Genomic DNA, 13,045 nt, shown 5'->3' with positions numbered 1-13,045 from the left:
GGTCGTGCGGTGGCGCTGGGCCCTGAGGCGGCCGCGGCGGTCAGTGGCGGACTTCTCCCCGCTGCCGCTGCGCGCGGAGTTCCCGGTCGGCCGGAGGGTGGTTCGCGAAGACCTGGCCGGGACGGCGGGCGCTGGGCACCCGGCGGTCCGAGCGGTGCTTGCGGACGGCCAGCAGCAGCACCGCGAGCAGTCCCATCGCGACGCACGTCACCACCGCCGTCAGCACCAGGAACTCGTCCAGCTGCCCGGCCGCCAGGTACGCGCCCAACGCCACCGCGACCAGTGCGCACACCGCGCGGTCCACAATGGACTCCATGGACAGGAGGGTCGCGCGGTACCGGGAGTCCGGGATGGAGTCGTTCAGCAGCTGCTTCTGGACCGGGAACGCGATGCCCGTTGCCACCGCGAAGACGCACAGCAGCACCACCGCCGGGAAGGAGCCCACGAAGACCGTCACCCCGAGGCACAACGCCATCACGATCGTCAACGTGAACACCGAACCCACCGGGCCGATCGCGCGGCGGAGGCGGTGGGGGCGGGCCGCGCCCAGTGCCTCGAAGACCGTCATCGCGGCCAAGACCGCGCCGTACCAGTTCACCGACAGCGACTTCGACGCCAGGATCGGCTGGAACAGGTTCACCTGGCAGATCCGCACCAGCGTGAACATCGCGACGCCCTGCACCATCAGCAGCGCCAGCCACCGGGACGAGCGCAGCGCCGACAACGCGCCGCCCACTCCCGCGAGCAGGGACGCCGTCTTGCCGGTCGCCCGGCGGCCACCGGGGATCGGCGGGAGCTTCAGCGCGAACACGAGCGCGACGGCCGCGTTGATCGCCGTCAGCCAGTACGGGGAAGGGAGGTTCCACGCCATCAGCAGACCGATCACCGGCCAGAACACGATCTTGCCGACCAGGCTGTACGCGCGGCCGACGCCTTCCACGTGCAGGTAGTGCTCGCCCGAGCCGGAGGCGTGCAGGTACTCGTACAGGTACGCGCTCTGCGCACCGGACACCAGCGAGCGCGCCAGGGCGATCAGGACGAAGTGCACCAGGAACCCGGTGTAGGAGCCCAGGAACACCGGCACCAGGTTCGCCGCCACCAGCACCCCGCCGCCCGCCGTCAGCGAGGCGCGGTAGTCGAAGCGGTCGGCGATCATCCCGGTCGGGATCTCCAGCAGGCAGAACACGAGGTAGTAGATGCTCTGGATGCCGAAGATCTCGCCGTCGGACAGGCCGGCCAGCTTTTGGTAGGAGTAGAAGATCGGTACCCACAGCAGCAGGCCGAAGAAGAACTGGAACCCGTAGGTCAGCCGGACGGCGCGCTGAACGGCGGGTTTCGCGGGCAGGCGAAGGCCCAGCATGATCGTGTCTCCCGGATGGTCAGGCCGAATAGGGGCGCAGCTGCACGAGGTGGAGGTGCTCGCCGTCGGCGAGCCACTCGACGTCCACCGGCGAATCGAAGGTGTAGTCGGGCGAAAAGTGCCCCTGCAGCAGGCGGCCGGCGATGGCGAGCCGCTGCAGCTGCGCGTGCGCCCGCTCGTCGAGGTCCGACGCCGCGTCGCCCAGGGACACCGTGCGCCCACCGCCCTCCACCGTCGAATACAGGTACTGCATCGGCAGGGCCGAACCGTCGACGACGTCGGTGACCTCCGGCGACACGTTGACGTACACCGTGCGGAAGTCCGCGCGGTTCATCGGGTTCGTCGTCACCAGCACGCCGCCGAAGTCGGCCGCGACCTGTTCCTGGATCACGACGCCCATGTAGCACTCGTCGAGGGAGATCCCGGCCTGCCGGCGCAGCCGGACGCTGCGCACGGACACCAGCGACGCCCAGACTTCCTTGACGCTGGCGAAGATCCGTTCGGCCGTGGTGACGTGGTTGCGCGACTCGTAGATCCCGGCGGCCGAGAACCCGGCGAGGTCTTCGGCGTTCGACGAACTGCGGACGACGAACGCCCGCACGCCGGCCAGCTGCGACACCAGCGCGGCGTCGATTTCGCCGGCGAGCGCACCCGGCAGGCGCGCCGACCGGATCAGGCCCTGCAGTTCGACGCACAACGGCTCGATCTCCCGCGCGTCCAGCTCGAGGGCCATCTTCAGCTTCCCGATGGCCTGCTGGATCCGCGGCGACGACTCCAGGAACCGCCGCTGCAGCGAGAACGGCAGCGCGATCCCGCGCGGCACGCGGACGTGCTCGTCGAGCAGGCGGCGGGCCGCGGCCAGCAGATCGGCGTCGACGGGGACGTCCAGCAGCCGGGCCAGGTACGGCAGCAGGTTGTCCCGCGGCGGCCGCGGCACCTGGTAGAAGCCGAGCAGCCGCTGCGAACCGCAGGCCAGGACGTGGTGCAGCTCGCCGAGGTTGGCCGCCTTGGTGCCGTAGCGGTGCCGGTCGGACGCGCGCAGCCGCGCGAGGTTCACGATCGGGCTGTGGTCGGCTTCGGGTTCCTCCAGCGTGACGCGCTGGGCGTACCACGCCGGCCGGGGTGTCGCCTCGGCCGGTTCGGCCACCTCCCGCAGCGAGATCGACGACGCCTGGGTGGCCACCGTGTACTCGACCCACCGCCCGTCGAGCCCGCGGCGTTCGATCTCGGCCAGGGCGCCCAGCTGGACGGCATTCGGGATCTGCCAGCCGGTGGCGAGGACGTTGGTGTGCGACAACGGCGTCGTGTGGCGGGCGTTGACGATCCCGGACAGCCGGGGGATGTCGTCGGGCACGCGGTCCATCACGATGATGTCGGTCCAGTCCAGCGTGGCGGCCCGGTATTCGGCCTCGGTGCGGAACGCGCGCAGCCGGCCGGTGACCGTGCCCGGGTTCAGCGCCACGAACGGCGCCGTGGAGAACAGCTCGTGTGCGAAGACGCGGGGCAGCTCGCTCGCCGGGATCTCCCGGACGATCCGCTCCTGCAGCTGGTTCGCCGGTTTGAACAGCAGCGGCAGTGACTGGTCGACGTACTGCGCGACGAAGGCGTGGAATTCCCGGATCAGCGCGGCCGGCATGGTGTCGACCTCGACCGTCTCCAGCGAAAGCATCTGCGGGTGCAGCGCGAGAATGCCGAGCAGGAACCGGCGGTCCGGCGCGTGGTAGAAGGCCTCGTTGTACGAGTCGATCTCGGCGCGCACGCGTTCTTCACCGACGCCGAGGATCTCTTCGCCGATATAGATCGCGTGAAAGGAATGCCGCGCGTCGTTCAAGAAGTGGATCATCGACCGTTCGCGGTCGACCACGACCTTGACGAAGGAATAGCCGCCGAGTGTGCCGCCCAGCTGGTGGAGTGCGGACAGCGAAAGGCGTTCGCCGACGAGCGCGGCCACGCTCTCGGGGGCAGGACTGGGCGCGACCACGCTGGTCAGGGACACGGATTCTCCTCGCTGGAAATAGCGAAGAGGAACGATAACAGGCCGGTAAATAACTCACCAGGGCGGCGGATGAGCCATTCAGCGGCACCGGGCCGGTTCTCATGACCGGCGCCACACTCTCTCGGAGCACCGTTCCAGCGCGCTGGAACGGTGCTCCCGGAATGCGGACGCGCATTCCACCATTCGGGTGCGGCAATGACGCGGAGTGATCTCCGCTACAGCGCCGCGGCCTCCGCGGCCAGCTTCTCGATCGCGGCGAAATCGCGGGTGGCGAGCGGGGTCGTCAGCCACGAGCCGCCGATGCAGCCGACGTTCGGCAGCGCCAGGTACGAAGGCGCCGAAGCCGCGGTGATCCCGCCGGTCGGGCAGAACTTCAGCGAAGGCAACGGACCCGCGATCGACTTCAGGTACGCCACCCCGCCGCTGGCCTCCGCCGGGAAGAACTTCAACGCCGAGAGCCCGCGCTCGGCCAGCCGCATCGCCTCGGACACGGTGCTCGCACCGGGCAGGAACGGCAGCCCGGACTCGAAGCACGCGTCGACGACCGCGTCCGTGCAGCCCGGGGTCACGAGGAACTTCGCGCCCGCGTCGGCCGCCTGCTTCGCCTGGTCCGGCGAGGTCACCGTGCCGGCGCCGATGACGATGTCCGGCACCTCGGCGGCGACGCGCTCGATCGCGGACAGCGCCGCCGGGGTGCGCAGGGTCAGCTCGATGACCCCGATCCCGCCGGCGAGCAGGGCCCGGGCCGCGGGGACCGCGTCGTCGGCGTCGTCGATCACCACGACGGGCATCACGGGGGACAGCTCGAGCAGGTCCTGACCGGTGGTCACTGACCGACCTCCTGGGTTTCCAAAGCGTGCGTGGGGATACCGAAGTGCTCCGGCGTCAAACCGCCGAACACCGAAGCGCCCTGGTCGGCGGGGCCGACGGCACGGCGCAACGCGGCGAACAGCTCTCGGCCGGTGCCGGTCCAGGATGCTTCGGACGGCGGCGAGTCCACAAGCGCACGCCCGGCGAGTTCTTCGTCACCGACGAGCACGTCGAGCGAGCCCGCGGCAGCGTCGAGCCGGACGACGTCGCCGTCCGCGACGCGGGCGATCGGGCCGCCCGCCGCGGCCTCCGGCGTCACCTGGATCGCGGCCGGGATCTTGCCCGACGCGCCCGACATGCGGCCGTCGGTGAGCAGCGCCACCGCGTGCCCGCGGTCCATCAGCACGCCCAGCGCCGGCGTCAGGCCGTGCAGCTCCGGCATGCCGTTGGCCTGCGGGCCCTGCTGCCGGATCACCACGACGACGTCGCGGTCCAGCTCGCCGGCTTCGAACGCGGCCGTGAAGCCCTCCTGCGTGGTGAACACCCGCGCCGGCGCCTGGACGACGCGGTGCTCGGGGGCCACCGCGGACACCTTGACCACCGCGCGGCCGAGGTTGCCCTCGACCATCCGCAGCCCGCCGTCCGCGGCGAACGGCCGCCACGCCGGGCGCAGCACCTCTTCGTCGAGGCTGCGGGTGGGCACCTCCCGCCAGACCAGCTCGCCGTCGGACAGGATCGGCTCGTCGCGGTAGCGGTGCAGTCCGAACCCGGCCACGGTGTGGACGTCTTCGTGCAGCAGCCCCGCGTCGAGCAGCGTGCCCACCAGGAACTGGATGCCGCCGGCGGCGTGGAAGTGGTTGATGTCGGCGCTGCCGTTCGGGTAGACCCGCGCCAGCAGCGGCACGACCGCCGACAGGGCGGAGAAGTCGTCCCAGGTCAGCTGGATGCCCGCGGCCGCGGCGATGGCGACCAGGTGCATCGTGTGGTTGGTCGAGCCGCCCGTGGCGAGCAGCGCGATGACGCCGTTGACGAACGCCTTCTCGTCGAGGATCCGCGAGACCGGTGTGTACTCCTCGCCGCGCGAAATCGCGACGACCCGCCGCCCGGCCTCTTCGGTCAACGCGCGGCGCAACGCCGAGCCGGGCTGGACGAAGCTGGCGCCCGGCAGGTGCAGGCCCATCACCTCGACGACCATCTGGTTGGAGTTGGCGGTGCCGTAGAACGTGCAGGTGCCGGCCGAGTGGTACGAAGCCGCTTCGGCGTCGAGGAGGTCTTCGCGGGTGGCGCGGCCCTCGGCGTACAGCTGGCGGATGCGGGCCTTCTCCTTGTTCGGCAGCCCGGAGTTCATCGGCCCGGCGGGCACGAGAACCGCCGGCAGGTGACCGAAGGACAGGGCACCGATCAGCAGGCCCGGCACGATCTTGTCGCACACCCCGAGCAGCAGCGAGGCGTCGAACATGTCGTGCGACAGCGCGATCGCCGTCGACATCGCGATGACCTCGCGGCTGAACAGCGACAGCTCCATGCCCGCGCGGCCCTGCGTGATGCCGTCGCACATGGCCGGGACGCCGCCGGCGAACTGGGCGACACCCCCGGCGGAGCGCACGGACTTCTTCAGCCACGCCGGGTACTCCTGCATCGGCTGGTGCGCGGACAGCATGTCGTTGTACGACGACACGATCGCGACGCCGGGGGCGCGCGCGGCCCGCAGCGCTTCCTTGTCGGCGCCGTCCATCGCGGCGAAACCGTGGGCGAGGTTGCTGCACGCGAGGCCGCGGCGGACCGGGCCTTCGGCGTACGCGGCGGCCATGCGGTCGAGGTAGGCGGTGCGGGTCGCGGCACTGCGCGCGGCGATGCGGGCGGTGACTTCGGCGATGACGGGGTGCAACGATGAGGTGGGGACGGTGCTCAAGTCCGGCTCCGGATCACTGGTCAGTGGTGGTCCGCGGGACGGCAGCGCTGACGCCTCTGGGTCGTGACTCTGGCCACACTACCTGCCGTGAACTGCGAATCAAAATCGATTCAGAAGATCGTCCCCCGTGACGCCGATCACGCTTCTCGTTGGCTAATGTGCTACTTGTCACACTGCACTACGCGCGGCAGAGTCGGTACCGGCGAGTTGATCGCCGACCGGCTCCGCCGGCCCCACGACCCGGGAGGCATGATGTCCACCTCCGAGATCGCCGAGCTGCGGCGAACCATCGGCCAGCTCCGGCAGTGCGTCGGCGCACTGCGCTCTCGCTACGGCGACGCGTCGGCGGTGCGCCGGCTCGCCAACGACGTCGAGCGCCTCGACATCGACACCGCGGACCTCGACGGCGTGCCCCTCGCGGTGCCCGCCCAGGCGAAGGCCGCGGAGCGCGTCCCCGTCCCCGACACCCCCTACGACCCGGCGCTCTGGCACGGCGCCGATGACGAAGGCGTCGGCGGCTACCTGCGCGACCAGCGGTGAGCGCTCCCGCTGACAACGGCGTCGGCACCGGCGTCCGGGCCCCCGAACGGGCCCGGATCGCCGAGCGCACCCTCCGCACGGACCGGTGGTGGCTGCAGCCGCTGCTGACCGTGCTCGGCCTGTCGGTGTTCCTCGTCTACGCGACGGTCCGGTCGTTCGTGCGCACCGCGTACTGGGTGCCCGAGTACCACTACCTGACCCCGTTCTATTCGCCCTGCCTGTCCACGTCCTGCGTGCCGGGGTCGAGCCACTTCGGCCACTGGTTCGGCGACCTGCCCGGCTGGATCCCGCTCGGGTTCGTCGTGCTGCCGTTCCTGCTCGGCTTCCGCCTGACCTGCTACTACTACCGCAAGGCCTACTACCGGTCGGTGTGGTTCTCCCCGCCCGCCTGCGCCGTCGCGGAACCGCACGCCAAGTACACCGGCGAGACCCGGCTGCCGCTGATCATCCAGAACGTCCACCGCTACTTCTTCTACGTCGCCCTGATCGTCTCGCTGGTCAACACCTACGACGCGATCACGGCCTTCCACGGGAAGACCGGCGGCTTCGGCTTCGGGCTGGGCAACGTCATCCTGCTCGCCAACGTGATCCTGCTCTGGGCCTACACGCTTTCCTGCCACTCCTGCCGGCACGTGACCGGCGGCCGGCTGAAGCACTTCTCCAAGCACCCGGTGCGCTACTGGATCTGGACGCAGGTCACGAAGCTGAACACCCGCCACATGACGCTGGCCTGGACGACGCTCGGCACGCTGGTGCTGACCGACTTCTACGTCATGCTCGTGGCCAGTGGCGCAATTTCGGACCTGAGGTTCGTGAACTGACTCTTGACCGCTCCCGACAACGACGTCCCCAGTTCCGAGGTGGAATCTCTTCATGACCGAGGTCGAACGGCACAGCTACGACGTGGTGGTGATCGGTGCCGGTGGTGCCGGTCTGCGCGCCGTGATCGAAGCCCGCGAACGCGGCTTCCGCGTCGCGGTCGTGTGCAAGTCCCTGTTCGGCAAGGCGCACACGGTGATGGCCGAAGGCGGGTGCGCCGCCTCGATGGGCAACGCGAACTCGAACGACAACTGGCAGGTCCACTTCCGCGACACCATGCGCGGCGGGAAGTTCCTCAACAACTGGCGGATGGCCGAGCTGCACGCCAAGGAGGCGCCCGACCGCGTCTGGGAGCTCGAGACGTACGGCGCGTTGTTCGACCGCACCGCGGACGGCCGGATCAGCCAGCGCAACTTCGGCGGCCACACCTACCCGCGGCTGGCGCACGTCGGCGACCGCACCGGGCTCGAGCTCATCCGCACGATGCAGCAGAAGATCGTCTCGCTGCAGCAGGAGGACTTCGCCGAGACCGGGGACTACGAAGCGAAGATCAAGGTCTTCGCCGAGTGCACGGTCACCGAGCTGCTCACCACCGAGGGCCGCATCGCCGGGGCGTTCGGCTACTGGCGCGAGAGCGGCCGGTTCATCCTCTTCGAGGCGCCGGCGGTCGTGCTCGCGACCGGCGGCATCGGCAAGTCGTTCAAGGTGACGTCGAACTCGTGGGAGTACACCGGTGACGGCCACGCCCTGGCCCTGCGGGCGGGCGCGAAGCTGATCAACATGGAGTTCGTCCAGTTCCACCCGACCGGGATGGTCTGGCCGCCCAGCGTCAAGGGCATCCTCGTCACCGAGGGCGTGCGCGGTGACGGCGGTGTGCTGAAGAACTCCGAGGGCAAGCGGTTCATGTTCGAGTACGTGCCCGAGGTGTTCAAGGGGCAGTACGCCGAAAGCGAAGAGGAAGCCGACCGCTGGTACGCCGACGCGGACAACAACCGGCGCACGCCGGACCTGCTGCCCCGCGACGAGGTGGCCCGCGCGATCAACTCCGAAGTCAAGGAGGGCCGTGGCTCCCCGCACGGCGGCGTCTTCCTCGACATCGCCAGCCGGCTGCCGGCCGAGGAGATCAGGAAGCGGCTGCCGTCGATGTACCACCAGTTCAAGGAGCTGGCGGACGTCGACATCACCGCGGAGCCGATGGAGGTCGGCCCGACCTGCCACTACGTCATGGGCGGCATCGAGGTCGACCCCGACACGGCCGCGGCGAGCGTGCCCGGCCTGTTCGCGGCCGGCGAGTGCTCGGGCGGCATGCACGGGTCCAACCGGCTCGGCGGGAACTCGCTGTCGGACCTGCTGGTGTTCGGCCGCCGCGCCGGGCTCGGCGCCGCCGAGTACGTGCACGGCCTCGACGGCAGGCCCGCGATCGAGGAGTCCGATGTGGACGCCGCGGCGAAGATGGCGCTCGCGCCGTTCGACCCGCCGGAGGGCGCGTCGGCCGAGAACCCGTACACCCTGCACACCGAGCTGCAGCAGTCGATGAACGACCTCGTCGGCATCATCCGCAAGGCCGAGGAGATCGAGCAGGCGCTGGTGAAGCTGGGCGAGCTGCGCCGGCGGATCCTGCGCGTCACCGTGGAGGGGCACCGGCAGTTCAACCCCGGCTGGCACCTCGCGATCGACCTGCGCAACATGCTGATGGTCAGCGAATGCGTCGCGAAGGCCGCGCTGACGCGGACCGAAAGCCGCGGCGGGCACACGCGCGACGACTACCCGGGCTTGGACGCCCAGTGGCGCAACAAGCTCCTCGTGTGCGCGTCATCGCCGGGGGACAACCCGGTGGTGCCGGACGTCAGCGTCACGGTGAAGGAACAGCTCCCGCTGCGGCAGGACCTGCTGGAGCTGTTCGAGTTCGGCGAGCTCGGGAAGTACTACACCGACGACGAGCTCGAGGCGCACCCCGGGAGCAAGGCATGAGCTACAAGGCGAGTTTCCGGGTCTGGCGCGGCGACGACACGGGCGGCGAGCTGCAGGACTTCACGGTGGAGGTGAACGAGGGCGAGGTCGTCCTCGACATCATCCACCGGCTGCAGGCCACCCAGGCGTCGGATCTGGCGGTGCGCTGGAACTGCAAGGCCGGCAAGTGCGGCTCGTGCTCGGCCGAGATCAACGGCCGCCCGCGCCTGCTGTGCATGACGCGGATGTCGACGTTCACCGAGGACGAAGTGATCACGGTGACGCCGATGCGGACGTTCCCGGTGATCCGCGACCTCGTCACCGACGTGTCGTTCAACTACACGAAGGCGCGGGAGATCCCGTCGTTCACCCCGCCCGCCGATCTCAAGCCGGGCGAGTACCGGATGCAGCAGGTGGACGTCGAGCGCTCGCAGGAGTTCCGCAAGTGCATCGAGTGCTTCCTGTGCCAGAACACCTGCCACGTGGTGCGTGACCACGAGGAGAACAAGGAGGCCTTCGCCGGGCCGCGGTACCTGATGCGCATCGCCGAGCTGGAGATGCACCCGCTCGACGTCGCCGACCGCCGCGACGCGGCGCAGGACGAGCACGGTCTCGGGTACTGCAACATCACCAAGTGCTGTTCGGAGGTGTGCCCGGAGGGCATCCACATCACCGACAACGCGCTGATCCCGATGAAGGAGCGCGTCGCGGACCGCAAGTACGACCCGATCGTGTGGCTGGGCAACAAGCTCTTCCGCCGGGACAAGTAGGGCTTTTCTCCTCGACGCTCGCGAACCGTGCTCCGGGCCGGTTCGCGAGCGTCTTCACGTGTCGGCGTGCCATGGTGGGGGCATGGAGATCGAGCTGCTGCCGCCGTCCGCCGGCTCCGCGGTGATCGAACGCGTCGCGGGGCTGGTCAACCAGGTCTACGCCGAGTCCGAGAAGGGGCTCTGGCGGGGGAGCACCGACCGGACGTCCGCCGAGGAGGTGGCCGGGTTCGTGCGAGCCGGGGAGATCGCCGCCGCCTTCGTGGAAGGTGATCTCGCCGGAGCGGTGCGGATCCGGCGGCTGGACCAGGCGACCGGCGAGTTCGGCATGCTCGCCGCCGATCCGGCGTGCCGGGGCCTCGGCGTCGGCCGGGAACTCGTGCGGTTCGCCGAGCAGGCGAGCCGGACCGCCGGGTGCCGTGAAGTGCAGCTCGAACTGCTCGTGCCGCGGGAATGGACGCATCCGTCGAAGCAGTTCCTGGCCGAGTGGTACGGCCGGCTCGGCTACCGCGTGACGCACCGCGCCGACCTCGCCGAGGACTACCCGCACCTCGCGCCCGCGCTGGCCACGCCGTGCGATTTCCTCGTTTACCGCAAGGAGCTCGCGTGACGGTCCTCGCCGGGGCGCGGGTGTTCGATCCCGAAACCGGGGAGACCACCCGCGCGGACGTCCGGCTGGACGGCGACCGGATCGCCGAGGTCGGGCCGGGGCTCGACGGCGAGCGTGCCGACTGCTCGGGCGGGCTGCTGATCCCCGGGCTCATCGACTGCCACGTGCACGTGGCCTTTCCCCGGCCCGAGCCGTTGCCCCGCAGTGCGCGGATCCTCGAAGCCGTGCCGGTGTTGCGCGGGCTGCTGGCGCGCGGGATCACCACGGTCCGGGACGCCTGGGGCGCCGATGCCGGGCTCCGGCACGCGCTGCGCGAAGGCTGGATCGCCGGGCCCGACCTGCTGATCAGCCTCCGTCAGCTGGGCCCGACCGGCGGGCTCGGCGACAGCTGGGAGCCGCCCGCGGGCGCCGTCGACCACTTCGGCGACCCGTCGCTGCCGGACCCGCTGTTCGACGGGCCGGACGCGGCGCGCGCGGCGGTCCGCCGGATGGTGCGCGCGGGGGCCGACTGGATCAAGGTCGGCGCGAGCGGCGCGATGCGGGCGGTGCGCGAGCGGGCCGACGTCCGCCCGACCGACGACGAGCTCGCCGCGCTCGTCGACGAGGCCCGCCGCTGCGGCCGGGACGTCCTGGCCCACGCGCACACCTCCGCCGCGGTCGTCTCGGCCGCCCGCGCCGGCGTGCGCAGCGTCGAGCACGGCACCTTCCTCGACGACGACGCCGTGGCCGCGCTGGAGAACGCCTGGTACGTGCCGACGCTCTCGCCGATCAGCGCCAGCGAGTTCGCCGAGACGCACCGCCGCTCGCTTCGCTTGGCCGCGGAAGCGGGCGTCCGCGTCGCCGCGGGCTCGGACCTCGCCCCGCGTCCCCATGTCGACTTGACGACCGAGCTGCGGCTGCTGGCCGCGGTGCTCGGCGAGGCGGCCGCCCTGAAGGCGGCCACCTCCGAAGCGGCACGGTTGCTGCGCCTCGACGACGACCGCGGCCGCATCGAGCCGGGCCTGCGGGCCGACCTGGTGCTGCTGGACGGCACGGATCTCGACGTGACCGACCTGCCCGGGCGGATCCGGGCGGTCTGGCACGACGGGAGACGCGTCAGCGCAGCGAGCTGAGCAGCGCGCTCCAGGCGGGGTGGGGAACGGCCAGGTGCCCGGCGCCGGGCGCCTTGGAGTCGCGGACCGCGGTGGATCCGGTGTCGAGAGCCACTTCGACGCAGGTGCTGTGTTCGGTGCCGGCATCGCTGTGACTGCTCTTGAACCACCTCGGCCCGCCACCGGTCACTCCTTCATGCGCTCGAACTCGTCCGCCAGCCGGATCAGCACCTCCCTCGATTGCCCCTCGGAAAGGGCCGCTTGTTCCAGCCTCGTGGCCAGGACGTAGAACGCCTCGACCGCGACCCGATCGTCGATGAACAGGCCCGCCGCGTAGGTTTCCTCGTAGACGACCGGCGGATGCTCGGGGAACTCCAAGATGGTGAACCGGCTGCCCACGAGGTGGTAGGGGAGTGCGGATTCGGGCAGGACCCTGATGGTGCAGTGCGGCAGGTTGGTCGACAGCACGAGGTACTGCAGCTGCTCGTGCATCAGCGCCGGATCGCGGACGATGGTCCGGAGGCTGCGTTCGTAGATGAAGTAGAGGCAGCGCGGCGGATTCTGCCGCTGCAGGAGCTGCTGCCGGTCGAGCCGAGCCTGCACGAGGAACTTGATGCGGTCCGCGGTGTAACGCCCGGTCAGTTCGTGGAGCTCCTTCACGTAGTCTTCGGTCTGCAGCATGCCCGGGATGGCGGTCGGGCTGTGCGAGACGACCGTGTCGGCCAGGTTTTCCTGGATGACGAGGGACTTCATCGGATCGACGAGCTTGTCGAAGGAAGGCCGCACCCAGTACAGGTCGCTGGGCGGCTTGGTCAGCTCGAGGAGCCGTGCGCGTTCGGCGGCCTTGGTGCCGCAGTGGGCGAGGTAGATCGCCGCGTCGATCGGCGAGATGCTGCGGCCGTTCTCCCAGGCCGACACCTTGGACGCCGACCAGTCCGCGCGGCGGGCCACCTCGCGCAGGGTCATCCGTTTCAGCTCGCGCTGGCTCTTGAGTTCGAAGGCCATTTCGCGCGTGCGCACCGTGCTCTTTTCGGTCATGCCCCGCACGCTAGAGGGGGCCTCCGACAAAACCGGGCAGGCCGCGCGCGGATTCACCGCAAGGAGGTCGTTGTTCTGGCTGTGTGACAACGGAATCCGCCTGCGAAGCGCTGTGAAGCTGCTTCGCGCACTGAAGCTGCTTCGTGCTTTCT

Annotated in this window: 12 protein-coding genes; 6 read left to right on the top strand and 6 right to left on the bottom strand. The window is 70.2% G+C overall.

Annotation, left to right across the window (positions count from 1 at the left end):
* Nucleotides 1-40 precede the first annotated feature (40 nt).
* From AB0M80_RS17480 to edd, 4 genes are all read right to left on the bottom strand, one after another.
* Nucleotides 41-1,360 (bottom strand): MFS transporter, encoded by a 1,320-nt coding sequence (locus AB0M80_RS17480; protein WP_364565328.1) that lies wholly within the window; start codon nt 1,358-1,360, stop codon nt 41-43.
* Between the two features lie 19 nt (nt 1,361-1,379).
* Entirely contained in the window at nt 1,380-3,356 is a 1,977-nt protein-coding gene (locus AB0M80_RS17475) for a PEP/pyruvate-binding domain-containing protein (protein WP_364565326.1), read from the bottom strand.
* Between the two features lie 215 nt (nt 3,357-3,571).
* Nucleotides 3,572-4,186 carry a bifunctional 4-hydroxy-2-oxoglutarate aldolase/2-dehydro-3-deoxy-phosphogluconate aldolase gene (gene eda / locus AB0M80_RS17470; RefSeq protein WP_364565324.1) on the bottom strand — a complete coding sequence of 205 codons (615 nt, stop codon included), beginning with the start codon at nt 4,184-4,186 and terminating at the stop codon, nt 3,572-3,574.
* Nucleotides 4,183-6,078, bottom strand: coding sequence for a phosphogluconate dehydratase (gene edd / locus AB0M80_RS17465; RefSeq protein ID WP_364565320.1), 1,896 nt, complete (start codon nt 6,076-6,078; stop codon nt 4,183-4,185). Before edd ends, eda begins: the two co-directional genes overlap by 4 nt.
* Nucleotides 6,079-6,330: 252 nt before the next feature.
* On the opposite strand from edd, the gene AB0M80_RS17460 reads away from it, so the two are divergent.
* The 6 genes from AB0M80_RS17460 to AB0M80_RS17435 all read left to right on the top strand — a co-directional run bounded on the left by AB0M80_RS17460 (nt 6,331) and on the right by AB0M80_RS17435 (nt 11,876).
* Nucleotides 6,331-6,618 (top strand): hypothetical protein, encoded by a 288-nt coding sequence (locus tag AB0M80_RS17460; RefSeq protein ID WP_364565317.1) that lies wholly within the window; start codon nt 6,331-6,333, stop codon nt 6,616-6,618.
* Nucleotides 6,615-7,439 carry a hypothetical protein gene (locus AB0M80_RS17455; RefSeq protein WP_364565314.1) on the top strand — a complete coding sequence of 275 codons (825 nt, stop codon included), beginning with the start codon at nt 6,615-6,617 and terminating at the stop codon, nt 7,437-7,439. The genes AB0M80_RS17460 and AB0M80_RS17455 overlap by 4 nt, the downstream gene beginning before the upstream one ends.
* A gap of 52 nt (nt 7,440-7,491) precedes the next feature.
* Nucleotides 7,492-9,408 carry a fumarate reductase/succinate dehydrogenase flavoprotein subunit gene (locus AB0M80_RS17450; RefSeq protein ID WP_364565312.1) on the top strand — a complete coding sequence of 639 codons (1,917 nt, stop codon included), beginning with the start codon at nt 7,492-7,494 and terminating at the stop codon, nt 9,406-9,408.
* Nucleotides 9,405-10,157: a succinate dehydrogenase/fumarate reductase iron-sulfur subunit gene (locus AB0M80_RS17445; protein ID WP_003054483.1), complete on the top strand. Its 753-nt coding sequence runs from the start codon at nt 9,405-9,407 to the stop codon at nt 10,155-10,157. The genes AB0M80_RS17450 and AB0M80_RS17445 overlap by 4 nt, the downstream gene beginning before the upstream one ends.
* A gap of 82 nt (nt 10,158-10,239) precedes the next feature.
* The gene (locus AB0M80_RS17440) at nt 10,240-10,764 is read left to right on the top strand and encodes a GNAT family N-acetyltransferase (protein WP_364565309.1); all 525 of its coding nucleotides are present in this window, start codon (nt 10,240-10,242) and stop codon (nt 10,762-10,764) included.
* A complete protein-coding gene (locus AB0M80_RS17435; protein WP_364565306.1) occupies nt 10,761-11,876 on the top strand; it encodes an amidohydrolase family protein in 1,116 nt (371 codons plus the stop codon). Before AB0M80_RS17440 ends, AB0M80_RS17435 begins: the two co-directional genes overlap by 4 nt.
* Here AB0M80_RS17435 and AB0M80_RS17430 read toward each other — a convergent pair.
* Both AB0M80_RS17430 and AB0M80_RS17425 read right to left on the bottom strand, forming a co-directional pair.
* On the bottom strand, nt 11,860-12,045 hold the full coding sequence (locus AB0M80_RS17430; RefSeq protein ID WP_364565304.1) for a DUF397 domain-containing protein: 186 nt from the start codon (nt 12,043-12,045) through the stop codon (nt 11,860-11,862). The two genes, AB0M80_RS17435 and AB0M80_RS17430, sit on opposite strands and share 17 nt — an antisense overlap.
* Nucleotides 12,042-12,893 (bottom strand): helix-turn-helix transcriptional regulator, encoded by an 852-nt coding sequence (locus AB0M80_RS17425; RefSeq protein WP_364565301.1) that lies wholly within the window; start codon nt 12,891-12,893, stop codon nt 12,042-12,044. The genes AB0M80_RS17430 and AB0M80_RS17425 overlap by 4 nt, the downstream gene beginning before the upstream one ends.
* Nucleotides 12,894-13,045: the final 152 nt, after the last annotated feature.

Origin of the sequence: Amycolatopsis sp. NPDC051045 (genome assembly GCF_040682955.1) — a bacterium.
In the GTDB taxonomy this organism is placed as follows: Bacteria; Actinomycetota; Actinomycetes; order Mycobacteriales; family Pseudonocardiaceae; genus Amycolatopsis.
The sequence above is the reverse complement of the archived record's forward strand: the minus strand, read 5'-3'. Positions and strand labels throughout refer to the sequence as shown.

Coding starts and splice junctions, on each gene's coding strand:
- AB0M80_RS17480 (WP_364565328.1), bottom strand. CDS start 1,360: ATGCTGGGCCTTCGCCTGCCCGCGAAACCCGCCGTTCAGCGCGCCGTC.
- AB0M80_RS17460 (WP_364565317.1), top strand. CDS start 6,331: ATGTCCACCTCCGAGATCGCCGAGCTGCGGCGAACCATCGGCCAGCTC.
- AB0M80_RS17450 (WP_364565312.1), top strand. CDS start 7,492: ATGACCGAGGTCGAACGGCACAGCTACGACGTGGTGGTGATCGGTGCC.
- AB0M80_RS17445 (WP_003054483.1), top strand. CDS start 9,405: ATGAGCTACAAGGCGAGTTTCCGGGTCTGGCGCGGCGACGACACGGGC.
- AB0M80_RS17440 (WP_364565309.1), top strand. CDS start 10,240: ATGGAGATCGAGCTGCTGCCGCCGTCCGCCGGCTCCGCGGTGATCGAA.
- AB0M80_RS17425 (WP_364565301.1), bottom strand. CDS start 12,893: ATGACCGAAAAGAGCACGGTGCGCACGCGCGAAATGGCCTTCGAACTC.